This window comes from Streptomyces sp. NPDC002809, from assembly GCF_040295435.1.
Classification (GTDB): domain Bacteria; phylum Actinomycetota; class Actinomycetes; order Streptomycetales; family Streptomycetaceae; genus Streptomyces.
Map to the genome: position 1 here is coordinate 1 of NZ_JBEOVJ010000009.1, position 24,249 is coordinate 24,249.

Here is a 24,249-nt window from a genome sequence, read left to right on the forward strand (position 1 = left end):
ACACCTACGCCGACTCCCGCCGCACCGGCTCCTTCCTCCTCATCGACCCCACCGACGGCACCACCCTCACCGCCGGCATGGCAGGCACCTCCTTCGAAGCCGTCCCGCAGGCCGGGACTCCTGTGGACGACGACACGGAGTGGGACTTCTGATGAGCCAGGACATTTTCTCGACCTTCGCGAAGGAGGGCGGCCGTGTCGGCAGCGGTGCCCTCGGCAGCGGCCAGGGCGGGGTTGCGCGATGTGCGCGATGACGTACGCGCACTGCCTGCGCGCCCGGCAGCACCACCTGCACCGCCAGTTCAGACGAAGACCTGCCGACTTCCCGGCCACGTCCCCGGACTTCCGAGGGACGTGAGAACCGGGCCTCCGAGAGGAAGACCTCCCGTGTCTGCCCCCCGTACCACGCTTCGCCGCAGCATCGCAGCTGCCGCCGCCCTGCCGCTGCTCGCCGTTGCGCTCACCGCCTGCGGCTACGGCTCCGACGCGAAGGACGACGACGCCAAGAAGGCGAACGTCGCCTCCAACGGCAAGAAGCTCTCCACGGACACCGTGAAGATCGGGTACTTCCCGAACCTGACGCACGCCACCGCGCTGGTCGGTATCCAGGAAGGCATCATCGCCAAGGAGCTCGGCTCCACCGAGGTCAAGCCCTCGACGTTCAACGCGGGGCCCTCCGAGATCGAGGCCCTCAACGCCGGCTCGATCGACATCGGCTTCATCGGCCCCTCGCCCGCCATCAACGGCTTCACGAAGTCCAAGGGCAAGAGCCTTCGTATCATCGGCGGTTCGGCCTCCGGCGGCGTCAAGCTGGTCGTCAACCCGAAGAAGGTCAAGTCGCTCGACGACCTCAAGGGCAAGAAGATCGCCACCCCCCAGCTCGGCAACACCCAGGACGTGGCCTTCCTCAACTGGATCTCCGAGAAGGGCTGGGAGGTCGACGCGCAGAGCGGCAAGGGTGACGTCTCCGTCGTCCGCACGGACAACAAGGTGACCCCGGACGCCTACAAGTCGGGTTCCATCGACGGCGCCTGGGTGCCTGAGCCGACCGCGTCCAAGCTCGTCGCCCAGGGTGCGAAGGTGCTGCTCGACGAGTCGACGCTCTGGCCGGACAACAAGTTCGTGATCACGAACATCATCGTGTCGCAGAAGTTCCTCACCGAGCACCCGGATGTCGTCGAGGCGGTGCTGCGCGGCTCGGTCAACAGCAACGCGTGGATCAACGCCAACCCGGACAAGGCGAAGGCCTCCGCCAACGCCGCGCTCAAGACGCTGTCCGGCAAGGAACTGCCCGCGGACGTCCTGGACCCGGCGTGGAAGTCGATCCAGTTCACCGATGACCCGCTGGCCGCCACGCTCGACACGGAGGCGAAGCACGCGGTGAAGGCCGGCCTGCTGGACGAGACGGATCTGACGGGCATCTACGACCTGAAGCCGCTGAACAAGATCCTCAAGGCCGCGGGCAAGCCCGAGGTCGCCGACGCCGGTCTCGGCGTCAAGTAACCACCCGACCGTTACAGGATCTCCCAGGAGGTGACGACCATGGCGACGACGACGCTCACCAAGGCCGAGGACCGTAGGGCGGTCGGGCACGCCGCCCGGATCGACCACGTCTCGAAGTCCTTCGCCGGACCGGAAGGGCAGCAGCTCGTGCTGGACGACATCACGCTCGATGTCGCTCCCGGCGAGTTCGTCACCCTCCTGGGGGCTTCCGGGTGCGGCAAATCGACGCTGCTCAACCTGGTCGCGGGACTCGACCGTCCGACCGCGGGGTCCATCGAGACTCCTGGAGGACGGCCGGCCCTGATGTTCCAGGAGCATGCCCTCTTCCCGTGGCTGACCGCGGGCAAGAACATCGAACTGGCGCTGCGGCTGCGCGGCGTGCCGAAGTCGGAACGCCGTACGGAGGCGGAGCGGCTGCTGGAGCTGGTGCGTCTGGGCGGGGCGTACGGCAAGCGGGTGCACGAGCTGTCGGGCGGCATGCGGCAGCGGGTGGCGATGGCCAGGGCGCTCGCCCAGGACAGTCAGCTGCTGCTGATGGACGAGCCGTTCGCCGCGCTCGACGCCATCACCCGCGATGTGCTGCACGACGAACTGACCCGGATCTGGCGCGAGACGAAGGTCTCCGTCCTCTTCGTCACGCACAACGTGCGCGAGGCGGTGCGGCTCGCCGAGCGTGTGGTGCTGCTCTCGTCCCGCCCCGGCCGGATCGCCCGTGAGTGGACGGTCGACATCCAGCAGCCGCGCCGCATCGAGGACACCGCCGTGGCGGAACTGTCCGTCGAGATCACCGAACAACTGCGTGGGGAGATCCGCCGACATGGCCAGCACTGAGACCTCTGCCAAGGACTCCGCCCCGAGGGACGAGGCCCAGGACCTGGCCGGTCTGGAGGCGGGACTCGACGCACTCGACGCGGTACGGGTGAGCCGGACACCGGTGCGCCAGGTACTGACGCAGAAGGTCCTGCCTCCGGTGGTGGCCGTCGCGCTGGTGCTGCTCATCTGGCAGATCCTGATCTGGGCGAAGGTCACCGACGACTACAAGCTGCCGTCGCCCGCACTGGTCTGGGACGAGGTGTCCAACGCCTGGGCGCAGGGCACCCTGATCGGCTACATCTGGACGAGCGTCTCGCGCGGTCTGCTCGGCTTCCTCTTCGCTCTCGTCATCGGCACCCCGCTGGGGCTGCTGGTGTCCCGGGTGAAGGTGGTGCGAGCGGCGATCGGTCCGGTGCTCTCCGGGCTCCAGTCGCTGCCGTCGGTGGCATGGGTGCCGCCCGCCGTCATCTGGCTGGGGCTGGACGACAGGATGATGTACGCGGTGATCCTGCTGGGTGCCGTCCCGTCCATCGCCAACGGGCTCGTGGCCGGTGTCGACCAGATCCCGCCGCTGCACCTGCGGGCCGGCAAGACGCTCGGTGCCACCGGGCTGCGCGGCACCTGGCACATCGTGCTGCCGGCGTCGCTGCCCGGATACCTGGCGGGACTGAAGCAGGGCTGGGCCTTCTCCTGGCGCTCGCTGATGGCCGCCGAGATCATCGCCTCGTCGCCCGATCTGGGTGTGGGACTCGGGCAGTTGCTGGAGCAGGGGCGTGAGACCAGCAGCATGTCTATGGTCTTCCTCGCCATCTTCCTGATCCTGATCGTCGGCATCGCGATCGATCTGCTCATCTTCAGTCCGCTGGAGCGGTGGGTGCTGCGCAGCCGCGGCCTCCTCGTCAAGAGCTGAGAGCGTCATGACATCTCCGGTCCTTCTCGTCATCGCCCACGGCAGCCGTGATCCGCGGCACGCGGCGACCGTGCACGCGCTCACCGCGCGGGTACGGTCGCTGCGGCCGGGGCTGCGGGTGGAGACCGGGTTCCTGGACTTCAACGCACCGTCGGTGCCACGGGTCCTGGAACGGCTGGACGCGCAGGGCGCGGGTGAGGTGGTGGCGCTTCCGCTGCTGCTCACCCGCGCCTTCCACGCCAAGTCCGACATCCCGGCGGTCCTGCGGGAGGCACGCGCCCGGCTGCCGCGGCTGCGGGTGCGGCAGGCCGAGGTGCTCGGCCCCTCGCCGCTGCTGAACTCCGCTTTGGAGCGGCGGCTGTACGAAGCCGGAGTCCGCCCCGGCGACAAAGGCTCGACCGGGCTCGTCCTGGCCTCGGCGGGCTCCACAGACCCGGAGGCGATCGCAGTGATCGCTGAAATCGCGCGGGAGCTGCGGCACACCGGTTGGTGTTCCGTGCGGCCTGCGTTCGCCTCCGCATCCCGTCCCCGTACCGAGGACGCGGTACGCGCCCTGCGGGCCGACGGTGTGCGCCGGGTGGCGGTCGCCCCGTACGTCATCGCGCCCGGCCGTCTCCCGGACCGCATCGCGGCAGGGGCTGCCGAGGCCGGGGCGGATGTGCTGGCCGGCGTGCTGGGTCCGTCGCCGGAACTGGCGCGGCTGCTGCTGGACCGGTACGACGAGGCCCGCGTCAAGTCGGCCCGGTCCGCCCCGGTCAGCGCGTAGGGCGCCTCCCGCCCGGAATCCTGCCGGGGCTCTCTCAGCCCAAATCCAGGCCGCCCGTGCGGGTCCGCTTGAGCTCGAAGAAGTCGTCGTACCCGGCGAGCACCCGGAAGCTGTCGAACAGCCGGGCCGCCTCCCCGCCGCGCGGCACGGCCCGCAGCACGGGGCCGAACCAGACCGTCCCGTCGACGTGGATCGTGGGCGTGCCCACGTATCCGTCCGCCTCCGGGTCCTTGCCGGCGTCGTGGCTGCGGCGCAGCGCCTCGTCGTACGCCGGGTCGTGAGCGGCCGCGGCCAGTTCGGCGGGCAGGCCGAGCTCGTCGAGGGACTGGGCGATCACCTCGTCGAAGTCCTCGTTCTTCTGCTGGTGGATCCGGACCCCGAAGGCCGTGTACAGATCGCGCAGGACGCCCTCGCCCAGCAGTCCGGCCGCGGCGACGGCGACGCGTACCGGCCCGATCGACTTGTCGACCAGGGTGCGGTACCAGTCGGGGAGTTCATTGCCCGTGTTGTGCAGGTGGAGGCTCATCACGTGGAAGCGGAGCTCGATGTCGCGCTGCTGCTCCACCTCCAGCATCCAGCGGGAGGTGATCCAGGCGAACGGGCAGGCCGGGTCGAAGAAGAAGTCGATGACGGCCCTGCCCGGGTCCGGGCTGCGGTGAGTGGTCATGGAATGAGCCTAGCCAGCCGGTGGCTCATCCCCGCGGGCCATTCAGCGCCCGTGGGGCTGGGCCATTCTCAGGCGGCGGTCCACTGCGGATCGCGGCCGCTCAGGGCCACTGCGCGGGTGAAGTCGCCGGCCCCCGCAGCGGGGGTGACCTCAGCGGCGAAGCCTTCGTACTGGCGGTAGAGCGCCGCGGTCTTCTCGACGATCCCCAGGACATGGGCGGCCGCCCCGTCCGAGAGCCGGAACTCCTGGCCGGTGGCCCGGGCCACGTCCCAGCCGTGCAGGGCCGTCTCCTCGATGAGCATCGCGGCGGTGTCCGCGGCCGGGGTGGCCGACTCACCGGTGCCGATCACGCCCTCCCAGGCGGCGGGGTCCGACCAGGCGGCGACGGCTCGGTCCAGCTGGGCCGCGTACCGCTCGGCCCAGTCGGCCTCCGCCGTGAAGTCCCGCGCGGTGAACTCCTCGGGGATCTCCGTGCGCAGAGCGCGGTGCTCCATGCCGTGCGAGGTGTAGAGCACCCAGTGGTTGATGAGCCCGCGGACGTCCCAGCCGGCGCAGGGAGTGACGGGCGCGTCGAGCTGTTCGGGGCGGACGCCGCGGGCCACGCGGGCGGCTTCGGCGGCGCATTCGGTCATATGGGTGTGCTCGGTCTTCATGCACAGCACTCTAGGAAGGGCCGCCGCTCCGGGTCTTGAAGAAAGGCGACAGGCGCCGGCCGGAGGGGCACCGGACCCCGGTACTACTGTTCCTTCATGTCTGCTTCGCTCCCCTCCCCCGACGGCTCGTTCCTCCTCGGCGGCGAGCTGCCCGTGCGGCGTCTCGGCTACGGCACCGCCCAGCTGACCGGCCCCGGGTACTGGGGCCCGCGCGGCGAGCGCCGGGACGCGCTGGCGGTACTCCGGTCGGCGGTCGAGCAGGGGGTCACGCTGATCGACACCGCCGACAACTACGGGCCCGGTGTGGCCGAGGAACTGGTGGCCGAGGCGCTTCACCCGTACCGCGACGAGCTCGTGATCGCGACCAAGGGCGGTGTCGTCCGCACCGGCGACAGCGCTTGGCACATCGCGGGGCGTCCGGAGGATCTGCGCGCCATGTGCGAGGCGAGTCTGCGCAGGCTGCGGACCGACCGGATCGACCTGTACCAGTTGCACCGGCTGGACCCGCAGGTGCCGATGGCCGATCAGCTGGGCGCTCTGGATGCGCTGCGGCAGGAGGGTAAGATCCGCTGCATCGGTCTGGACACCCTCACCGCCGACCAGCTGGAGCAGGCGCTCTCCCTGACCGGGATCGCCTCGGTGCAGAACCGCTTCAACCTCCTCGACCGCGCGTCGGACGCGGTGCTGAAGGTGTGCGAAGCCCACGGCCTGGCGTTCCTCCCCTGGTTCCCGCTGGCCGACGGCGCACTGACCGGCGACGCCTCCGCCACGCTCGACGGTGTCGCGGAGAGCCACGGCGCCACCCGCGGGCAGATCGCCCTCGCCTGGCTCCTGCACCGCTCCCCCGTGCTGTGCCCGACGCCGGGCACCGGTTCTTCCGTCCACCTCTCGGAGAACCTGGGGGCGCGGGAGATCCGGCTGACGGCCGAGGACATGAGCCGCCTGGAGGCGCTCGCAACCGTATGAAGGAGTACGCGCACGTGACCACGACCGACGCCGTTCCCGCCCGGAGCATCCCGACCGCCCCGGTGCCGGTGATCCGGGCCGACCGCGTCTGCCTCGTACGTGACGGGAACGTCCTGCTCGACTCGGTCTCGCTGACCGTACGGAGCGGTGAGCACTGGGCCCTGCTGGGCGCCAACGGTGCGGGCAAGAGCACCCTGCTCGGGCTGCTCGGCGCGGTCACCCATCCCACCCGGGGCTCGGTGGAGGTGCTGGGACGTACGCTCGGCCGGGTCGATCTGCGGGAGCTGCGGACCCTGCTGGGGCATGTCGATCCGCGTCATCCGCTGCGTTCCCCGCTGACGGTGAGCCAGGTGGTGCTGACCGGCCTGACCAACTCGGTCGAGCCGCTGCCGCGCTGGTCACCCGGGGCGGAGCAGCGGGAGCGTGCCGAGCGGCTGCTGAAGATGCTGGGCATGGGCGGCAGGACGCGGTCGCGCTGGCCGACCCTGTCGCAGGGTGAGCGCGGTCGTACGCTCATCGCCCGCGCGCTGATGCCGCAGCCCCGGCTGCTGCTGCTCGACGAGCCGGCCACCGGGCTGGATCTGGCCGCCCGGGAGCAGTTGCTCGACAGCCTGGACGCGCTGCGCGAGGAGACTCCGGAGCTGGCGACGGTGCTGGTCACCCACCATCTGGAGGAGCTGCCGGCCTCGACCACGCATGCGATGCTGCTGCGCGGCGGGCGGAGTGTGGCCTCGGGGCCGGCCGACGAGGTGCTGACCACCGATCAGGTCAGTGACTGCTTCGGCCATCCGGTACGGATCTCCCGCACGGACGGACGGTGGTCGGCGCGGGCGCATCGTGCGGACCGCCGCTGACACCTCACCCCTCGGCGGCCGCCGAAGGGTCGAAGGGGGTGGCCTGGTGGTAGTACAGCAGCCATCGCGTCCCGGCGAGGCGCCACAGCGAACTGCGGTGGGCGCGCTTCCCCTTGGCCTCGGTGTCGAACGTGACGTGGACGAGCTCGTCGGCCAGTTGGATCCCGCGCATCCGTGAGGCGGTGAGCTGACCGGGCCGTGGGGCCGTGTCCGAGATCAGCGAGGTGATGACCATCTCGCGGTCCCAGCGTCGGCCGGTGGTGTCCACCTCGTGGAAGTCGGGGTGCAGGACCTGGACGAGGAGTTCGGTGGAGGCCCGGACCACCGGGTCGAGGAGCCGGAGTTCGCCCTCGACCGCCGCGGCCACGCCCGGGGTCGGCTCGCTCATGTGCCGTCTCCGGCCGTCCGGGAGGATCCGCTGGGCAGTTCGCGGGGCCCGGCTGTGGGGAGCCCCCGGTGACCGCTCCCGCTCGTCCCGGGCGACGACACCGCGTACATCATCATGGGCACACCATAGGACGATCTTCCCGAGCCGTGCGGCCGCCGCGCCCCGTGGGGGAGGGCGCGGTGGCCGCCGGTCAGATGGTGCCCGTGTTACTCAACGACCTTCAGCAGCTTGTTCGCCGTCCCTTCGGTGGCGTTGCTGATGGCGTCCGGGGTGGCTCCCTCGGTCAGCGCCGTCGCGACCTCCTCCGGGGTGGCGTCCGGGTGCCCGGCCAGGTAGACGGCGGCGGCACCGACGACGTGCGGGGTCGCCATGGACGTACCGGAGATGGTGTTGGAGGCGTCGTCGCTGTCGTTCCACGACGAGGTGATGTCCGAGCCCGGGGCGTAGATGTCCACGACCGAGCCGTAGTTGGAGAACGACGACTGCTCGTCGTCCACCGTGGACGAGGCGACGGTGATCGCTTCCGGGACGCGCGACGGGGAGCCCTCGCTCGCGTCGCTCGACTCGTTCCCGGCGGCCACCGCGAAGGTGACTCCGGAGGTGATGGCCTTCTGGACCGCCGCGTCGAGCGCCTCGTCCACGCCACCGCCGAGGCTCATGTTGGCGACGGACGGGCCCTCGTGGTTCTCGGTGACCCAGTCGATGCCGGCGACGACCTGCTCGGTGGTGCCCGAGCCCGAGTCGTCCAGAACGCGGACGGCGACGATCTTGGCCTGCTTGGCGACGCCGTACGTCGCCCCGGCTATGGTGCCGGCCACGTGGGTGCCGTGGCCGTTGCCGTCGTCGGCACTGTCGTCGTTGTCCACGGCGTCGAAGCCCGAGCTGGCCCGGCCCTCGAACTCCTCGTGCGTGGTGCGGACCCCGGTGTCGATGACGTACGCGGTGACACCCTCGCCCGCGCTGTCCGGGTAGGTGTACGCGTTGTCCCCGGCGGTCTCCGCCTGGTCGATGCGGTCCAGGCCCCAGGACGGCGGGTTGTCCTGGGTTGCGTCGATGTGGAACTTCTTGTTCTGGACGACCTTGGAGACGGCCGGGTCGGCGGCGAGCCGCTTGGCCTCGGTCTCCGAAAGGCCGCTGGCGGAGAAGCCGTTGATGGCGGAGCTGTAGTTGCGCTTCAGCTTGCCGCCGTACTGCTTGGCGAGCTTCGCCTTGTCCGCCTTCTGGTCCAGCATCACGATGTAGCTGCCGGAGACGGCGGTCGCCGCGTCGGCACCGTAGATCTTGCCCGTCGCGGGGGCGGGTGCCGCTCCGGCGAAGGGGCTGGCCAGCAGGGTGACTCCGGCTGCGGCGGCCACCGCGGTGATGGCGGCGGTGAGCTTGAACCGGCGTGCGCGCTTGTGAATTGCCATGAAGAGGGATCTCCTCGTCATTCTTTGTGGGGGGATTGGCCCTCGGCCGGAAGATCTCCGGGGGCTGGCTCGAAACCCTTACCGATTGACGCGCGCAGATCAAGACCCCCCTTGCGCCTGTGGCGTCCCCGACAAGGTTTCGTCACAAGAAGCCGACCGGTGGTCCCCAACTCGGTCACAACTTCCGCCCTGTCGGGGCGTGCGCGTCACGGACACAGCACTTCGCCCCGTCCGTGACGCCACCTCACGGACGGGGCGGAGCGTAGTGGTTCAGCGTCGAGTGATCCGCACCCCTGCCACACCCATCAGCCCGGCGAGGGGGACTTCGGCGGCCGTCTGTGCGGGATCCACCGTCAGACCGCCGCCACGCACCATGTCGAGCAGCATCTCCGCGAGCGGCATCACCATGTGCCGTCCCCAACAGCGCTCGGATTCATGGCCGAAGGGCAGGTAGCCGGGCAGGTCGTCCGGGTCGAGAAGGTCCCATCGCCCCGGCCTGAACACATCGGGGTCCTCCCAGAGGGCGGGATCCCGGTGACTCAGCAGCGGCAGGAGCAGGACGTCGTCGCCGGCGCCGATCCGGGGGTCGAGCGCGAGGTACTCCGGGGACGCCCTTCGCAGAATGTTCCAGGAGGGCGGCAGCAGCCGCATGGCCTCGTACAGGATGTTCCGGTTCGAGGTCGCGTCGTCGAACGGTGATCCGAGCCAGAGCGCGTTGGCGACAAGTGTCGATACGGTGAAGCAGACCGGGGCCGCGGCTCTGCGGTACAAACCCATCGCGTAGCGGCGGTCGCCGTACCCCTTGGCCTCGGCGGTCAGGCCCGCGATGGCGGAGACCGGGGCGCCGGGGCGCAGCCTGCCGGGCAGCGCGGCTCCGGCGACGATGACCGACCAGGTGAGTTTGGGCGTCAGTTCCAGGACGCGGTCCATGAGGACGCGCAGCCGGTAGGGGTCGTCCCCGAGCATCAGGTCACGCAGGTACACGTGGCCCACATGCGGCCATTCACCCCGGAGGTCGGCGTTCCCGGGAACGGGCTTCTTCAGGGCCGTCCGGACGTCGCGGCCGATGGCCTGCATGACGGTGGCGGCCTCGGCGCGAGGAATGGACCGCCCGTGGAGAGGTTTGAAGGTGGGGCGCTCGTCCTCGGTGGCCGGCCTGGCGGCGAGGATACGGTCGGTCAGACCGGCCCCGGCGACGCCGACGGTGCCGGAGTCCAGCCGGAAGATCTCCTCGCCCCGGTGGTCCCTCAGGAGCGCCTGGAGTCTCGGCGCGAAGACGACGTCCCGGGCACGGCTGCCGGTACCGGATATCTGCATCGTGGTCTCCAAGAAGCGAGAGGCGCCCGCGCCCGGCGGGCCGTTGAGGCCACGCCGGGCACGGACCCGGCCGACGGACCGCGTCCGCCGGCCGGCCGGACTCGAATGCCGGTTTAGTACCAGTGGTACCAGGCGTATGCCTTCAGGCTCTTCTCCGGCGTCATCTTGTCCTTCAGCAGAAAAAGGAACTTCATAACAGCACCTCCATCTTTGACTTTGAATTTACTTTTCCGGGACGCGAACTCGGTCGTTATTGCGATACGGACTTCCCGCCTCGGCAGAAATTCCGCACCACGACCGACCACCGACAGGAGTACAGCCCAGAGCAATTGACGTTGTCAATGTTCTCCTTTTCAGCCAAAAGCGGCCGCGCGTTCCGTTTCAGTCTGCATTCAACGGACCGAAGAGAAACGGAGCGTTTCCCCGGCCATACCCGTATGCGCACGTCCCGGCAAGGGTGTGAAGAAGCAAATTCAAGCCGATGACTGTCTGAATCGCCGTCGTTCAGAAATGTCTTGCCGCGACTCCAGGCAGGCGTCCGGCGCCCGGATCGTCCACGCTTCGGCGCGGGAAAGATACGTACCGGTCGGTAATCTCTTTCCTCCCTGCCCGAAGTCATCGCTGGTATCGGGCCAGAACCCGGTTACCGTCCTCCACCAGACGTTTCCTCAGCTCATCCGCGTCGATCGCACCGCTGTAGTACTCCTGGAGCGCGGGCGTGGCGACCTTGTCCTTCCACTCGGGGTAGCCGCGCACGGACTGGGCCGGCGCGGAGCGCAGCGCGGTCGCGAGGGCGGCGCCCGTCGCCCAGCCGCGCTCGGCGGTGTGCAGCGAGGGATCCGCCAGGGCGGCCGTACCCGTCGGCAGCATCCAGTCCCCCTTGGCCAGCCGCACCATGTTGGCGGGCCGCAGCAGGAAGTCGATGAACTCCACGGCCTCCTTCTTGTGCGGGCTGTCCTCGGCGACGGACAGGGTCTGCGGGCTCACGCCCTGGGCCAGTCCCTCGCTGCCGGCAGGGGCCGGCAGCACGGTCCACTCGAACCCCTTCGGGGCCTGTTCGACCACCTGCTGGCGGTAGGAGAAGCCGAGCGGCACCATGGCGTACTTCCCGCCGAAGAGGCCGGGCAGCGTGTCGCCACCGCCCATGCCGAGCGCGGTACGGGCGGCACTGTGGTCGGTGTTGACCTGGTCGTGGATGATGCCCGGGACGACCTGGTCGCCCTCGCCCATGGCGACGGTCACCTTTCCGTCGGCGCCTCGGTGGAACAGCTCGCCGCCCGCCGACAGGCCCAGGTTCAGGGTGACGGAGACCGGTTCCTTGAGCGGCCACGCGATCCCGTAACGGCCCTTGCCCGTCAGCTGTTTGGTGACCTGACGGAACTCCGGCCAGCTCCAGGGCCTCTCCGGGGTCGGGATGCGGACCCCGGAGGCCTTGAGGATCTTGGTGTTGGCGATCAGGACCCGTGGCTCCTGGAGGAAGGGCACCCCGTAGACCCCGCCGTCGAACGTGGCTGTCCGCAGGCTCTGCGCGGGGATGTCGCCGGTCAGCCGGTCCGGGAGAAGGGTCCGCAGATCGGCGAGGTAGCCGCCGTACGCGAAGTCCGCGAGGTCGTCGGACGCGTCGTGGATGACGTCCGGCGCCTCACCGCCCTCGAAGGACGTGAGGAGCTGGTCGTGGACGCTGTCCCAGCTGCCCTGGACGTACTGGACCTCGACATCGGGATGGCTCGCGTTCCACTCCTTCACCAGCTGCCTGTTGATGTCGACGGACTCCTTCTGCCAGGCCAGCGACTGGAAGCGGAGCTTGATCCTCCCGTCCGTCCCGTCGTCGCCGCCCCCGCCGCAACCGGTGAGCAGCAGGGCGAGCGCGGTGGCCGCCGCGGCGGCCGTGCGTACGAGTGCGCGCATCAGCTCTTCACCGCCCCGGCGAGCATGCCGCCCGTGATCCGCCGCTGAATGACGGCGAAGAGGACGAGCGAGGGAAGGGTGGCGAGGAACGCGGCGGCGGCGAGCGGCCCGAGGTCGCTCGCACCCTCCGCGCCGAGGAAGTGGGTCAGTACGACCGGCAGGGTCTGCTTCTCCGGTGTCTTGAGCAGAACGAGCGCGAAGAAGAACTCGTTCCAGGCGGTGACGAACGCGAAGAGTGCGGTGGCGACGATCCCCGGGCCCAGCAGCGGGACGGTCACCGAGACGAGCGTCCGCAGCCGGCCCGCCCCGTCGACCGCCGCGGCCTCCTCCAGTTCGGGCGGCACGGCCCGTACGTAGCCGACCAGCATCCACAGCGCGAACGGCAGCGCCCACACCACGTACACCATGATCAGTCCCCACAGGGTGTTGATCAGATGCAGGTGCTTGAGGACCAGGAAGAGCGGAATGATCAGCAGGACGAAGGGGAACGCCTGGCTGACCACGACCCAGCCGGTGGCGGCCGTGGAGAGGCGTGAGCGGTGGCGGGCCATCACATAGGCCATCGGGGTCGCGACGACGACGGCGATGACACCGGCGGAGAGCGCGGCGATCAGCGAGTTGCCGGCGGCCCGCAGCAGCGGCTGTTCGTCGAAGGCCTGCCGGAAGTTGTCCAGCGTCGGGTGCTCGGGGATCCAGGTGGGGTGCAGCGAGCCCAGTTCGGGTGCGGGCTTGAAGGCGGTGGAGATCAGCCACAGGAACGGGAAGGCCAGGAAGACCAGATAGCAGAGCAGCGCGACGTACTGACCTGCGCGTGCGGGCCTGCTGGTACGCAGACTCATCGGTCCTCGCCTCCCCTGAGCCGTCCGGCGAGGTACACGGCGAGGATCACGGAGATCACCGCGACCATCACACAGCCCATGGCCGCGGCGTAGCCGAACTGTCCGTACCGGAAAGCCTCTTCGTAGGCGAAGAGCATCGGCAGCCGGGTGCGGCCGCCGGGACCTCCGTTGGTCAGCACGTAGACCAGGGCGAAGGCGTTGAAGTTCCAGATGAAGTTGAGCGCGGTGATGGAGAGGGCGACCGGCCTGAGCGCGGGCCAGGTGACGGTACGGAACCGGCGCCAGGCGCCCGCGCCGTCCAGGGCGGCGGCCTCGTGGAGCTCGTGCGGGGTGTTCTGCAGCCCCGCCAGCAGGGCGACCGTGGTCTGCGGCATGCCGGCCCAGATGCCGACGACGATCACCGCCGGCAGTGCGGTGGCGAGGCCGGTCAGCCAGTCCCGGCCGTCACCGAGCCCCAGATCGCGGATGGTCTCGTTGAGGATTCCGGCGTCCGGGTTGTAGACGAGGCGCCACATGATGCCGACGACGACCTCGGGCATCGCCCACGGAATGATCGCCAGGGCACGGGCCAGCCAGCGCAGCCGCAGGTTCTCGTTGAGCAGCAGGGCGAGGCCCAGGGCCAGCACGAACTGCGGGACGGTGACCCCGAGCGCCCAGACCAGTCCGATCCGGAACGACTCCCAGAACAGTCCGTCGTGGAGGAGGTCCTGGAAGTTCAGTACGCCGACCCACTGCGTGGACCGGGTGCGGCCGGACTGGGAGTCGGTGAACGCCAGCGCGATGCCGTAGAGCAGCGGCCCGACGCTGAGGACGAGGATCGGGATCAGGGCGGGCAGCACCAGGAACCAGGTCCCGGCGTTCCGGTTGATCCGTGCGGGCCGCCTGCCGCGCCCACCACCCGGTGGACCGCCCGGCGGACCCTGCCGCCCGGACTGCACGGTTGCATTTGCCAATGTCATGGATGCGACCCCCTTGCGTCATTCGACCGGCTTTATACCGTTCTGGCCGCTCAGGTGGCCTCCGCCATCGTGCTGACGGTCCGTCGGTTCGTCAAGGTGGCCTGCACGGATGCGAAAATCGGATCCATGAACGAGATGCGAGCGCGCGAGGTGCTGACCGCCGCCGGACTGCCCGGCGACGCGGAGCTGATCGCGCTGGGCGAGAACGCGGTGTTCGGCGTGGGCGACCTGGTCGTCAAGATCGGCCGGGACGCCGTACGGAGCCCGGAACTGCTGGAACGGGCCGAGCGCGAGGTGGCCGTGGCGCAGTGGCTCACCGCGTCCGGTGTCCCCGCCGTGCGGGCAGCCGAGCCCGGGGCGCGGCTCGTCGAGGGCCACCCCGTGACGCTGTGGCACCGGCTGCCCGACGCGGTGCGGCCGGCCGAGCCGCGGGATCTGGCGCCGCTGCTGAGCGCGGTGCACGCACTGGCGGCCCCGGAGGGCCTCACCCTGCCCCGCCGGGAGCTGCTGGGCGGCGTCGAGCGGTGGCTGCGCCTGGCCGGCGAGGCGATCGATCCGGCGGACGCGGCGTACCTGCGCGAGCGCCGCGACGGATTCGAGGTGGCGGCCGCCGCGCTGGTCCCCCATCTGTCCCCGGGCCCGATCCACGGCGACGCGCTCGCACGCAACGTCCATGTCGGTCCGGCCGGGCCGGTCCTGGTGGACCTGGAGACCTTCTCCACGGATCTGCGCGAGCACGATCTGGTGGTGCTCGCCCTGTCCCGCGACCGGTACGGGCTGGCGGCCGAGGCCTATGACGCCTTCACTTCGGCGTACGGGTGGGACGTACGGGAATGGGACGGCTGCGCGGTGCTGCGCGGAGCCCGGGAGACGGCGAGCTGTGCCTGGGTCGCCCAGCACGCCCCGGCCAACCCGAAGGCACTCGCGGAGTTCCGCCGCCGCGTGGCATCCCTGCGGGACGGAGACGCGGGGGTCCGGTGGTACCCGTTCTGATCATGTTGTCCTCGATCGGCGGGCGGGCGGGCTCGGCCGCCCGCCCGGACTCCGCCCGCGGGCGGGCAACGGCCCGGGCCGGTTCGAGCCCGTCCGGCGATCGAGGACACCGCACGGCTGCGGGCCGGGCAAGGTCCACTCAGCCCGAGACCCGCACCGGCTCCCGTACCGGCCAGCGGCTGTCGATGACCGCGTCCGCCGTGCCCTTGCGACGCAGGAACTGCTGGAAGTCGGCGGCCCACTCCGCGTACCAGGTGATCTGGCGCTCGTGAAGTTCGGGCGCCGACAGCGCGGCCACCGAGCCGTGCCGGGCGGCTATCGCGTACGCCACCCGCACCGCCGCGAGCGCGTCCGCCCCCGCGTCGTGTGCTCCCCCGTGGACCACGCCGTACTCGACGCAGACCGCTTCGAGGTTGCGCTTGCCCTTGCGGTAGCGGTCGACGGCCCGGTCGATCGTGTACGGGTCGATCACCGGCCCGATCCCCGCCCCGTCGAGCCGGTCGCTGAGCGAGGGCAGCCCGTGGCGGCGCAACTCGGCCGTCAGCAGCGTCAGGTCGAAGGCCGCGTTGTACGCGACCACCGGGACACCCTGGCGCCAGTACCCGGTCAGCGCGTCGGCGATCTCGTCGGCCACCTCACGCACCGGCCGGCCCTCCGCCGCCGCCCGCTCGCTGCTGATGCCGTGGATCGCGGACGCCTGTGCGGGGATCCGGATCCCCGGATCCGCCAGCCAGGCGTGCCGGCTCACCGGATCACCGTCGCTGCCGTCGACACGGACGACCGCGGCTGTCACGATCCGGGCCTCCAGCGGTTCCGTACCCGTCGTCTCCAGGTCGAATCCGACCAGCGCCTGCCGGTGCCAGCTCATCCCGTACCTCCTTCGTGGTGCTCCCCCAGATGACGACCACCCTCGCACGGGGCACTGACAACGAGCAGGGCCCCTCCGGAGGAGCGGTCCCTCAGGAGACCGGCCGGGAGTCCGTCCACACGGATTCGAACTCCTCGCGGTACGTCTCGAACAGGCCGTGCTCGCTGTCCTGGCCGGCCCGGACGACCGCCCGTCCGCCGCCCCGCAGCACCAGCACCGGCGCCTCCATGCCGCGCGCCCGGCGCAGGTAGGTCTGGACGACCCCCACGGCGTCGGCGCCGTCGCCGTCCACCAGGTATGCCGTGAAGCGCGGTGTCTCGTCGAAGACATGGATCTCGAAGGCGCCCGGGTCGCGGAGCTTGGAGCGGACCCGGCGCATGTGGAGGATGTTCATCTCCACGGAGCGGCTCAGCTCGCCCTTCTTGAGGCCGAGCTCCCGCTCCCGGCGCTTGACCGCGCTGCTGGCCGGGTTGATGAAGAGCAGCCGGATCCGGCAGCCCGACTCGGCCAGCCGGATCAGCCGCCGGCCGGAGAAGTTCTGGACCAGCAGGTTGAGCCCTATCCCGATCGCGTCCAGGCGGCGCGAACCACCGAAGAGGTCCTCGGCGGGCAGTTGGCGCTGGAGCCGCACCCGGTCGGGATGGACGGACACCACATCCGCGTACCGGTCCCCGACGAGCTCCTCCACGGCGTCGACCGGAAGACGGTCGGCGGACGGGACGGCCGCGCCGCTGCCCAGGATCTCCAGCAGCCGGGCGGAGGCCCGCTCGGCCTGGGCCAGCACCGCCTCGTTGAGGGCCCGGTTGCGGGAGACCACGTTGCGTGCGACCTCCAGCTCGTCCAGGGCCAGCTCGACGTCGCGCCGGTCGTCGAAGTACGGCTCGAAGCAGGGCCAGTGCTGGACCATCAGCTCGCGCAGCTGCGGAAGCGTGAGGAAGCTCAGGACGTTGTCGTCGGCCGGGTCCAGCAGATAGCCCTTGCGGCGGGACACCTCGCGCACCGCGACGGCGCGCTGCACCCACTCCTGCCCGGCGGGTCCCGCCGCGGCCACCACCCAGTCCTCGCCGTGGACCGGTTCGTAGATGGGCCGGAGCACCGCGGCGACGACGGCGCGCAGCCGCTGCTCCACGAGATTCAGCCAGATGTAGGCGCGCCCGGCCCGTTGCGCACGGGTGCGCACCTCGCTCCAGGCCTCCGCGCCCCAGTCCAGCTCCGCACCGATCTCCAGGGGCTGCGCAAGCGAAACCGCCCCGGGCGGGACATCAGCCGAATCCCCCTCGTGACCCGTGTCACCTGGGGGCAGCTCGAACCCTCCCGAGCTCACCCGCGCACCGCCTTCCACTCCCCCACCAACGATCAAGGAAGGGTACTCCGGGAGCGGGAGCCGGTGCAGCCGGATGCGCAGGCTCCTTTACCAACTCCCCTGCGGTGAACTCGTGTTCCGTGCGGCGAGATCTGCCGGAGTGAGCGGATTCATAGTGATTAAACACCCCACCCCAAGCCGCATTCCGGACAACCGGCCGGGCGCCGGTGCCGGATTCCGGTTCCGGGCGACACGGAGGGGCCCGATGTTGACCGGACCGGGCGACGCCGCCCCCATTTGCCGACCGGTCCTAGGTAAGGGCCGCTCTTTCGGGGAAGATCTGCCCCAGGGAGCCCGCATTCCCCAGGCAACCGCATCAGAAGTGGAAGAGTCGAATCTATGCAGGTCTGGCCGGGACAGGCGTACCCCCTCGGTGCCACGTACGACGGCGCCGGGACCAACTTCGCGGTCTTCTCGGAGGCCGCCCACCGAATCGAGTTGTGCCTGCTGCACGACGACGGTTCCGAGACGGCGGTGGAGCTGAGGGAGACCGACGCCTTCGTCCGCCATGCCTACCTGCCCGGGGTGATGCCCGGTCAGCGGTACGGATTCAGGGTGCACGGGCCGTACGAACCGCAGCGAGGGGCCCGCTGCAACTCCGCCAAGCTGCTCCTGGATCCGTACGCACGGGCGGTCGCCGGGCAGATCCAGTGGGGCGAGGCGGTGTACGGCTATCCGTTCGGCCGGCCCGACGCGCGCAACGACCTGGACTCCGCGCCGCACACCATGACCTCGGTCGTGGTGAACCCCTACTTCGACTGGGGCGACGACCGGCGGCCCCGTACGGACTACCACCGCACGGTGATCTACGAGGCCCATGTGAAGGGTCTGACGATGCTTCATCCGGGGCTGCCGAAGGAGCTGCGCGGTACGTACGCGGGGCTGGCCCATCCGGAGGTCATCGCGCATCTGACGGAGCTCGGGGTCACGGCGATCGAATTAATGCCGGTGCACCAGTTCGTCCAGGACCACCGGCTGGCGGACGCGGGCCTCGCCAACTACTGGGGCTACAACACCATCGGTTTCTTCGCCCCGCACAACGCCTACGCCTCCTGGGGCGACCGGGGCGAGCAGGTGCTGGAGTTCAAGCAGGCGGTGCGGGCCCTGCACCAGGCAGGCATCGAGGTGATCCTCGACGTGGTCTACAACCACACGGCGGAGGGCAACCACCTGGGGCCGACCCTCTCCTTCCGGGGGCTGGACAACGCCTCGTACTACCGGCTCGCCGACGACCAGCGGTACTACATGGACACCACGGGGACCGGGAACTCCCTGCTGATGCGCTCCCCGCACGTGCTCCAGCTGATCATGGACTCGCTGCGCTACTGGGTGACCGAGATGCACGTGGACGGCTTCCGCTTCGATCTGGCGGCCACGCTGGCCCGGCAGTTCCACGAGGTGGACCGGCTGTCGTCGTTCTTCGACCTGGTGCAGCAGGACCCGGTGGTCAGCCAGGTGAAGCTGATCGCCGAGCCGTGGGACGTGGGCGAGGGCGGTTACCAGGTGGGGAACTTCCCGCCGTTGTGGACCGAGTGGAACGGGAAGTACCGGGACACGGTGCGCGACCTGTGGCGCGGCGAGCCCCGGACCCTGGCCGAGTTCGCCGGCCGGCTGACGGGCTCCTCCGACCTGTACCAGGACGACGGGCGGCGGCCGCTCGCCTCGATCAACTTCACCACCTGCCACGACGGATTCACCCTGCACGACCTGGTCTCGTACAACGACAAGCACAACGAGGCCAACGGTGAGGGCAACCGGGACGGCGAGAGCCACAACCGGTCGTGGAACTGCGGCGTGGAGGGCGAGACGGACCGGCCCGAGGTGCTGGAGCTGCGCGAGCGGCAGATGCGCAACTTCATCGCCACGCTGATGCTGTCCCAGGGCGTGCCGATGCTGAGTCACGGCGACGAGTTCGGCCGTACGCAGCGGGGCAACAACAACGGCTACTGCCAGGACAGCGAGCTGTCGTGGGTGCACTGGCCGGACCCGGCCGGGGCGGCGGACGCCGAGGACGCGGAGGACGGCGGCGACGGGCTCGGCAGCAGCCTGCTGGAGTTCACCCGGGCGATGGTGTGGCTGCGCCGCGACCATCCCGTCTTCCGGCGCCGGCGGTTCTTCCACGGGCGCCCTGTGGAGGGCACCCACGACGAGCTCTCCGACATCGCCTGGTTCACGCCCGAGGGCGAGGAGATGACCCAGCGGGACTGGCAGGCGGCGCACGCCAAGGCCCTGACGGTCTTCCTGAACGGGCACGCCATCTCGGAACCGGGACCGCGCGGGGAGCGGATCTCCGACGACTCGTTCCTGCTGATGTTCAACGCCGGCGCCGAAACGCTGGAATTCGCCGTTCCGGTCAACCACGGGCGGCAGTGGCTCGCGGTCGTCGACACCGCCCGCCCGGACGGTGTGCTGACCGGTGCGGGGCCGAAGGTGGCGGCGGGCGATCGGGTGACGCTGGTGGGACGGAGCATGGTGGTGCTCCAGCGGCCGGCGTAGGAGGGAGAGGCCGGGCCCGCGCAAGGAGGAGACCGGGCCCGTGTGAGGGGAAGCACGCCGTCGCGGGGCCGCCGGTCGTCACTCGTCCGTGCCCGGGTGACACAGGCGGCCCCGATCTGGGTACGAACGTTCCCATGACGCCTTCCGCCACGTACCGGCTCCAGCTCCAGCCGGAGTTCCCGTTCTCGGCCGCCGAGGACGCCGTGCCGTATCTCGCCTCCCTCGGCGTCTCCCATCTGCACCTGTCACCGGTGCTCGAGGCCGTGCCCGGCTCACGGCACGGCTACGACGTCGTCGACCACAGCCGGGTACGCGCCGAGCTGGGCGGCGAGGAGGGGCTGCGCCGGCTGGCCCGCACCGCACGGGAACACGGGCTCGGGCTCGTCCTGGACATCGTGCCGAACCACATGGCCGCCGACCCCAGGCACAACCACGCACTGCGCGAGGTCCTGCGCGAGGGGCCGGGCTCCCCGTACGCCCGCTGGTTCGACATCGACTGGGCGGCGGGCGACGGGCGGATCCTGCTGCCCGTCCTCGCCGGAAGGATCGGCGAGGAGACGGACCGGCTGCGGGTCGACGGAGACGTGCTGCGCTACGGCGAGCAGGAGTTCCCGCTGCGGGCCGGCACCGCCCACCTCGATCTGCCCGAGCTGCTGGACGCCCAGCACTACCGGCTCGGCTGGTGGCGGCTGGCCCGCACCGAACTGAACTACCGGCGGTTCTTCACCATCTCCGAGCTGATCGGGGTGCGGGTGGAGGACCCCGAGGTGTTCGCCGCCTCCCACGCCAAGATCCTGGAGCTGGTACGGGACGGGGTCGTCGACGGCCTGCGGATCGACCACCCGGACGGGCTCGCCGACCCGGCCGGCTATCTGGCGCGGCTCTCCGGGGCGAGCGGCGGGGTGTGGACGGTGGTGGAGAAGATCCTCACCGGGCCCGAGCCGCTGCCGGCGGGCTGGGCCGTCGCCGGGACGACGGGGTACGACGCGCTGCACCGGATCGACGGGCTCTTCGTGGACCCGGAGGGCGCGGCCGGGCTGCTCGGTGGCTACCGGGAGTACGCGTCCCCGGCGGGCGACCGGGGAGGCTACTGGACGGCGACCGTGCGCCGGTCCGCGTACCGCGTCGTCACCCATGAACTGGCCGCCGAGACAGAGCTGCTGACCCGGCTCGCGTCACGCATCTGCGCCCAGGACCCCGCGCTGCGCGACCACGCCCCCTGGGCCCTGCACACCGCCGTGCGCGAACTGCTGGTCCGGGTCCCGGTCTACCGCCCGTACGTGACGGCGGGCGGCCCCTGCACGGCGACGGCCGAGGCGGCGCTCGACGCGGTCGCGGTGAGCGACGCCAAGGCCGGGTTCGCGGTACGGGAGGAGGCCGCGGCCGTCGACGTGGTGCGGGAGCTGGCCCTGGGGCGGCTCGGCGGGGGCGAGGACCGGGCGGCCTTCTGTGCCCGCTTCGCCCAGACCGCCTCCGCGCTGCGCGCCAAGGCGGTGGAGGACACGGCGTACTACCGGTACGTGCCGCTGATCTCGGCCAACGAGGTGGGCGGTGATCCGGGGCAGCCTGCGGTGGCGCCGGAGGCGTTCCACACCTTCTGCGCGCGGCTCGCCCGCGACTGGCCCGCCACCGGCACGGCCCTGACGACGCACGACACCAAGCGCAGCGCCGACGTCCGGGCGGGTATCGCGGTGCTGTCGCAGTGTCCCGGGCGGTGGACGGAGCTGGTCGCCGAGCTGACGCGGACGGCCCCCGCCGCTCCCGATCCGCAGCTCGCCTGGCAGGCGTGGCAGACCGCGATCGGCTGTGTGGGGTTCCCGCCCGGGGAGCAGGCCGTCCGGCTGGAGCCGGCGCTGCTGAAGTCGGTGCGCGAGTCGGGCCTGTTCACGAGCTGGACCGAACCCGACCCGTTGTACGAGCGGGTGGCGACGGACTTCGTGGCCGCCGGTCCGGCCGCCGGCGCCGGTCCGGTGCGGGAGCTGCTCGAACGGTTCGCCGGGACGCTGGTCCCGCACGTGCGGGCCAATGTGCTGGGCGCGGCACTGGTGCATCTGACGATGCCGGGGGTGCCGGATCTCTACCAGGGCACGGAGCGGGAGTACCTGGCGCTGGTCGACCCGGACAACCGGCGGCCCTTCGCACCGCCCGCCGACGACGCGCCCACCGACGAGAAGGAGGCGCTGACGTCGGCGGCGCTGCGGCTGCGGCGGGAGCGGCCCGAGGTGTTCGGCGAGTCGGGGACGTACGCCCCCCTGGCCGCTTCCGGTCCGGCTGCGGCGCACTGCCTGGCCTTCGGCCGGTCCGGCGAGGTCGTCACGGCGGTGACCCGGCTGTCGCTGCGGCTGGCGGAGTCGGGCGGCTGGCGCGGGACGGAGCTGGCGCTGCCGGACGACGGGGTGTGGAGCGATCTGCTGACGCCGGGCCGGAAGTTCTCCGGCGGCGCGGTCCCGGTGGCGGAGCTGTTCGCCGAACGGCCGGTGGCTCTTCTCATCCGGGCTGGACGAGAAGGGAGCGCGGTCCCCGCGTGAGCAGGCCGGTGGCGGCCGGGCGGAATCCGTCCGCCCAGCGCAGGGCGGGCATCGCGTCGAGCAGGGCGCGCAGACCCTGTTCGGCCTCCAGCCGGCCCAGCAGCACGGCGGGGCAGCCCGCGGGGCCGGGTGTGCCGCGGTCCTGGTCGCGACGGAAGGGGTCGAAGACGTCCGGTGCTGCGAACCGTTCCGGGTCACGCCCTGCCGAGCCGATCAGGCAGGCGACGGGCGCCCCGGGCGGCAGGGTGCCGCCGCTGAGGGTGACCTCGGCGACGGTGCGGCGCAGCACGACCTGGACAGGCGGGTCGCGGCGCAGCGACTCGGTCCAGGCCCGGCCGGTGAGCCCGGGTTCGATGCGCAGGGCGGCCAGCAGGTCGGGATCGTCCAGCAGATTGGCGAGGAGGGAGGCGAGGGCGGTCTCTCGCAGTCCGGTGTACCGGGTGCAGGGGCCGGCCGCGCGGGTGCCCGCGCCCGCATCGGCTCCGACGGGCAGCCAGCGGCAGAACTCCTCGACGAGATCGGCCTGCGGGCGTCCGGCGATGCGCCGGGCCAGCACATAGGCGGTCCGCTCGACGCGCGACGCCAGATGCCCGGGAACGGAGCCGGCCGCCACCTCGTACCGGTCGCGGGGCAGGCAGCGGGCGCTGCCGTGGCAGAGCCCGAGCGGGGCCGGGCCGCCCCTGGGTGCTCCGTCGTGCGGGTAGCCCGCGAACTTCGGGTCCGTGAGGGCGGTGGCGACGTCGTCGTACCGGCTGACGAGCCAGGCGCCCAACGGCGCGTCGTAGCTGAGCGGGTATTCCTCTCGGAGCACCCGGTAGAGCCGGTACGGGTCGTGCGCCGCACCCGGCGCGAGAAGACTGGGGCCGCCACCGGCCCGGGCGGTGCGGCGGGGCAGCGTGGACGGGCGCCGGGCGGTGCGGCCTTCGGGCGAGGGCGTCGGGGCCGGTATGTCTCCGGACGTGTCTGCCTGCATGACGTACCCCCCGGGCATTCGGTGCGCCGGTGCGCGGCGCGATCCCTCTCAGGGGATCACCTGAACGGGCCTGCCGCAGTCGGCGTGCGGCCGTCCGGGTGACACGGCACCCGCGTCCGGGGGCGCCGGCGCCCGGGCGGCGCACGGACACCACGGGGGTCGGACTCGGCTCAGGCGGTGCCCGTTCAGGGTCTCCTTGAGCTCGCCCGGCCGGTCCTCGACGGTGAAGCGGTGACTCGATCCGCCGCTCGCGGCGGCGCTGTCGGCCGTGATGCGGACGGTCTCGCGGCGGAGATGATCGCCGAGAGCCAGCTGATCGTCGGCTGGGATGCCGAGCCCTCCGATGTGGCCCACCACATCCACCCGCATCCGACGCTCTCGGAGGCGGTCGGCGAGGCCTTCCTCACCCTGGCGGGCCGCGGACTGCATCAGCGGGCGTGATCGCGCCCGGTCAGGCCGGCGGCCGGAGCGAGGGTGCGGAGAGCCGGAAGGTCATCCTGCCGAAGCTCACCTGGTCCCCCTCTCGCACCGACACCGTCCCCGTGACGCGCTGCCCGTTGACGCAGGTGCCGTTGGTCGAGCCGAGGTCGCGCAGCCGCCACCGGCCGCCGTGCGCGGTGAGTTCGGCGTGCGTCCGGGACACCGTCTCGTGGCTGAGACGGAGTCCGTTGCCCGGATCACGGCCAATGAGCAGGGGGTACGGGCTCGGCGCCGGCAGCAGCAGTTTGGGCAGCCGCTCGGACCGCCACGCCCTGCGCACCCGCTCGGGAAAGCCGGAGACCCCGCTCACGACCCGGAAGAGCTGCCGCGACCAGCGGCCCTCGCCCTCCAGGTCGGCGGTGAGCGCAGCCAGTTCCTCGGAACGGGAGGCGCTCAGGGCCAGTTCCATGCGCCGCATGAAGGTGTCGTGGGAGAGCCTGCCCTGTGCCGCGCCCTCTCTGAGCACACCGAGAACACGGTCGCGCTGGGCGTCGGACAGCCGCGCGGGATACGTGTGGGACTCGAAGGAGGACGTCACGGAGCCAATTGTCGGCCCGACCGCCCCGGAGTGTCCAGAACAACCCCGATTCCCGCCCT

General features: G+C 71.1%; 22 protein-coding genes and 1 pseudogene. 10 read left to right on the forward strand and 13 right to left on the reverse strand.

Translation table 11 applies throughout. The features are described 5' to 3' along the window. The first annotated feature begins 386 nt into the window (after positions 1-386). The 4 genes from ABT025_RS08180 to ABT025_RS08195 are packed head-to-tail and all read left to right on the forward strand — an operon-like array spanning position 387 to position 3,991. Positions 387-1,502, forward strand: a complete 1,116-nt coding sequence (locus ABT025_RS08180; protein WP_350991192.1) for an aliphatic sulfonate ABC transporter substrate-binding protein — start codon at positions 387-389, stop codon at positions 1,500-1,502. A 39-nt stretch (positions 1,503-1,541) separates the two neighbouring features. Then, on the forward strand, positions 1,542-2,333 hold the full coding sequence (locus ABT025_RS08185) for an ABC transporter ATP-binding protein (RefSeq protein WP_350991194.1): 792 nt from the start codon (positions 1,542-1,544) through the stop codon (positions 2,331-2,333). Next, the gene (locus ABT025_RS08190) at positions 2,320-3,225 is read left to right on the forward strand and encodes an ABC transporter permease (RefSeq protein WP_350991196.1); all 906 of its coding nucleotides are present in this window, start codon (positions 2,320-2,322) and stop codon (positions 3,223-3,225) included. Before ABT025_RS08185 ends, ABT025_RS08190 begins: the two co-directional genes overlap by 14 nt. A 7-nt stretch (positions 3,226-3,232) precedes the next feature. Continuing rightward, positions 3,233-3,991 (forward strand): sirohydrochlorin chelatase, encoded by a 759-nt coding sequence (locus tag ABT025_RS08195; protein ID WP_350991198.1) that lies wholly within the window; start codon positions 3,233-3,235, stop codon positions 3,989-3,991. 34 nt (positions 3,992-4,025) lie between these two features. Here the strand turns inward: ABT025_RS08195 and ABT025_RS08200 are convergent, their stop codons facing one another. After that, positions 4,026-4,658, reverse strand: coding sequence for a mycothiol-dependent nitroreductase Rv2466c family protein (locus tag ABT025_RS08200; protein WP_350991200.1), 633 nt, complete (start codon positions 4,656-4,658; stop codon positions 4,026-4,028). Positions 4,659-4,726: 68 nt separating this feature from the next. Next, entirely contained in the window at positions 4,727-5,311 is a 585-nt protein-coding gene (locus ABT025_RS08205) for a TIGR03086 family metal-binding protein (RefSeq protein ID WP_350991202.1), read from the reverse strand. Between the two features lie 96 nt (positions 5,312-5,407). Between ABT025_RS08205 and ABT025_RS08210 the strand changes: the two genes are divergently transcribed. After that, the gene (locus tag ABT025_RS08210) at positions 5,408-6,277 is read left to right on the forward strand and encodes an aldo/keto reductase (RefSeq protein WP_350991204.1); all 870 of its coding nucleotides are present in this window, start codon (positions 5,408-5,410) and stop codon (positions 6,275-6,277) included. 14 nt (positions 6,278-6,291) lie between these two features. After that, entirely contained in the window at positions 6,292-7,131 is an 840-nt protein-coding gene (locus tag ABT025_RS08215) for an ABC transporter ATP-binding protein (protein WP_350991206.1), read from the forward strand. Between the two features lie 4 nt (positions 7,132-7,135). Here the strand turns inward: ABT025_RS08215 and ABT025_RS08220 are convergent, their stop codons facing one another. From ABT025_RS08220 to ABT025_RS08250, 7 genes are all read right to left on the reverse strand, one after another. Next, positions 7,136-7,519: a nuclear transport factor 2 family protein gene (locus ABT025_RS08220; RefSeq protein WP_350991208.1), complete on the reverse strand. Its 384-nt coding sequence runs from the start codon at positions 7,517-7,519 to the stop codon at positions 7,136-7,138. 206 nt (positions 7,520-7,725) lie between these two features. Beyond that, entirely contained in the window at positions 7,726-8,928 is a 1,203-nt protein-coding gene (locus tag ABT025_RS08225) for a S8 family peptidase (protein ID WP_350991210.1), read from the reverse strand. A 270-nt stretch (positions 8,929-9,198) separates the two neighbouring features. After that, a complete protein-coding gene (locus tag ABT025_RS08230) occupies positions 9,199-10,245 on the reverse strand; it encodes a cytochrome P450 (protein WP_350991212.1) in 1,047 nt (348 codons plus the stop codon). A 113-nt stretch (positions 10,246-10,358) separates the two neighbouring features. Further along, positions 10,359-10,439, reverse strand: coding sequence for a tryptorubin family RiPP precursor (locus ABT025_RS08235; RefSeq protein WP_350985409.1), 81 nt, complete (start codon positions 10,437-10,439; stop codon positions 10,359-10,361). A gap of 421 nt (positions 10,440-10,860) precedes the next feature. Next, complete coding sequence (locus ABT025_RS08240) at positions 10,861-12,153, reverse strand: ABC transporter substrate-binding protein (RefSeq protein ID WP_350991214.1); 1,293 nt, start codon at positions 12,151-12,153, stop codon at positions 10,861-10,863. Continuing rightward, complete coding sequence (locus ABT025_RS08245; protein ID WP_350991216.1) at positions 12,153-12,992, reverse strand: carbohydrate ABC transporter permease; 840 nt, start codon at positions 12,990-12,992, stop codon at positions 12,153-12,155. The genes ABT025_RS08240 and ABT025_RS08245 overlap by 1 nt, the downstream gene beginning before the upstream one ends. Then, positions 12,989-13,951: a carbohydrate ABC transporter permease gene (locus ABT025_RS08250; protein ID WP_350991218.1), complete on the reverse strand. Its 963-nt coding sequence runs from the start codon at positions 13,949-13,951 to the stop codon at positions 12,989-12,991. The genes ABT025_RS08245 and ABT025_RS08250 overlap by 4 nt, the downstream gene beginning before the upstream one ends. A gap of 126 nt (positions 13,952-14,077) precedes the next feature. On the opposite strand from ABT025_RS08250, the gene ABT025_RS08255 reads away from it, so the two are divergent. After that, positions 14,078-14,944, forward strand: coding sequence for a phosphotransferase enzyme family protein (locus tag ABT025_RS08255; RefSeq protein ID WP_350991220.1), 867 nt, complete (start codon positions 14,078-14,080; stop codon positions 14,942-14,944). 139 nt (positions 14,945-15,083) lie between these two features. Here ABT025_RS08255 and ABT025_RS08260 read toward each other — a convergent pair whose 3' ends face one another. Continuing rightward, positions 15,084-15,812, reverse strand: coding sequence for a 3'-5' exonuclease (locus ABT025_RS08260; protein ID WP_350991222.1), 729 nt, complete (start codon positions 15,810-15,812; stop codon positions 15,084-15,086). Positions 15,813-15,903: 91 nt separating this feature from the next. Continuing rightward, a complete protein-coding gene (locus ABT025_RS08265) occupies positions 15,904-17,136 on the reverse strand; it encodes a DUF5919 domain-containing protein (protein WP_350991224.1) in 1,233 nt (410 codons plus the stop codon). A gap of 378 nt (positions 17,137-17,514) precedes the next feature. On the opposite strand from ABT025_RS08265, the gene glgX reads away from it, so the two are divergent. Both glgX and treY read left to right on the forward strand, forming a co-directional pair. Further along, on the forward strand, positions 17,515-19,671 hold the full coding sequence (gene glgX, locus ABT025_RS08270; RefSeq protein WP_350991226.1) for a glycogen debranching protein GlgX: 2,157 nt from the start codon (positions 17,515-17,517) through the stop codon (positions 19,669-19,671). Between the two features lie 134 nt (positions 19,672-19,805). Further along, entirely contained in the window at positions 19,806-22,199 is a 2,394-nt protein-coding gene (gene treY, locus ABT025_RS08275) for a malto-oligosyltrehalose synthase (protein ID WP_350991228.1), read from the forward strand. On the opposite strand, the gene ABT025_RS08280 is transcribed toward treY, so the two are convergent. Next, the gene (locus ABT025_RS08280; RefSeq protein ID WP_350991230.1) at positions 22,159-23,172 is read right to left on the reverse strand and encodes a cytochrome P450; all 1,014 of its coding nucleotides are present in this window, start codon (positions 23,170-23,172) and stop codon (positions 22,159-22,161) included. The genes treY and ABT025_RS08280 overlap by 41 nt on opposite strands. 288 nt (positions 23,173-23,460) lie before the next feature. Here ABT025_RS08280 and ABT025_RS08285 point away from each other — a divergent pair. Continuing rightward, positions 23,461-23,613 (forward strand): annotated as a pseudogene (locus ABT025_RS08285) (oxidoreductase dimerization domain-containing protein); the annotation flags it as partial. A 10-nt stretch (positions 23,614-23,623) separates the two neighbouring features. Here the strand turns inward: ABT025_RS08285 and ABT025_RS08290 are convergent. Beyond that, positions 23,624-24,190, reverse strand: a complete 567-nt coding sequence (locus ABT025_RS08290) for an FHA domain-containing protein (protein ID WP_350991232.1) — start codon at positions 24,188-24,190, stop codon at positions 23,624-23,626. Between the last annotated feature and the right edge of the window lie 59 nt (positions 24,191-24,249).

Excerpts from the sequence above, each read along its gene's own strand:
- ABT025_RS08185 (WP_350991194.1), top strand. The coding sequence starts at position 1,542 with ATGGCGACGACGACGCTCACCAAGGCCGAGGACCGTAGGGCGGTCGGG.
- ABT025_RS08190 (WP_350991196.1), top strand. The coding sequence starts at position 2,320 with ATGGCCAGCACTGAGACCTCTGCCAAGGACTCCGCCCCGAGGGACGAG.
- ABT025_RS08195 (WP_350991198.1), top strand. The coding sequence starts at position 3,233 with ATGACATCTCCGGTCCTTCTCGTCATCGCCCACGGCAGCCGTGATCCG.
- ABT025_RS08200 (WP_350991200.1), bottom strand. The coding sequence starts at position 4,658 with ATGACCACTCACCGCAGCCCGGACCCGGGCAGGGCCGTCATCGACTTC.
- ABT025_RS08205 (WP_350991202.1), bottom strand. The coding sequence starts at position 5,311 with ATGAAGACCGAGCACACCCATATGACCGAATGCGCCGCCGAAGCCGCC.
- ABT025_RS08210 (WP_350991204.1), top strand. The coding sequence starts at position 5,408 with ATGTCTGCTTCGCTCCCCTCCCCCGACGGCTCGTTCCTCCTCGGCGGC.
- ABT025_RS08220 (WP_350991208.1), bottom strand. The coding sequence starts at position 7,519 with ATGAGCGAGCCGACCCCGGGCGTGGCCGCGGCGGTCGAGGGCGAACTC.
- ABT025_RS08225 (WP_350991210.1), bottom strand. The coding sequence starts at position 8,928 with ATGGCAATTCACAAGCGCGCACGCCGGTTCAAGCTCACCGCCGCCATC.
- ABT025_RS08230 (WP_350991212.1), bottom strand. The coding sequence starts at position 10,245 with ATGCAGATATCCGGTACCGGCAGCCGTGCCCGGGACGTCGTCTTCGCG.
- ABT025_RS08235 (WP_350985409.1), bottom strand. The coding sequence starts at position 10,439 with ATGAAGTTCCTTTTTCTGCTGAAGGACAAGATGACGCCGGAGAAGAGC.
- ABT025_RS08240 (WP_350991214.1), bottom strand. The coding sequence starts at position 12,153 with ATGCGCGCACTCGTACGCACGGCCGCCGCGGCGGCCACCGCGCTCGCC.
- ABT025_RS08245 (WP_350991216.1), bottom strand. The coding sequence starts at position 12,992 with ATGAGTCTGCGTACCAGCAGGCCCGCACGCGCAGGTCAGTACGTCGCG.
- ABT025_RS08250 (WP_350991218.1), bottom strand. The coding sequence starts at position 13,951 with ATGACATTGGCAAATGCAACCGTGCAGTCCGGGCGGCAGGGTCCGCCG.
- ABT025_RS08255 (WP_350991220.1), top strand. The coding sequence starts at position 14,078 with ATGAACGAGATGCGAGCGCGCGAGGTGCTGACCGCCGCCGGACTGCCC.
- ABT025_RS08260 (WP_350991222.1), bottom strand. The coding sequence starts at position 15,812 with ATGAGCTGGCACCGGCAGGCGCTGGTCGGATTCGACCTGGAGACGACG.
- glgX (WP_350991226.1), top strand. The coding sequence starts at position 17,515 with ATGCAGGTCTGGCCGGGACAGGCGTACCCCCTCGGTGCCACGTACGAC.
- treY (WP_350991228.1), top strand. The coding sequence starts at position 19,806 with ATGACGCCTTCCGCCACGTACCGGCTCCAGCTCCAGCCGGAGTTCCCG.
- ABT025_RS08280 (WP_350991230.1), bottom strand. The coding sequence starts at position 23,172 with ATGCAGGCAGACACGTCCGGAGACATACCGGCCCCGACGCCCTCGCCC.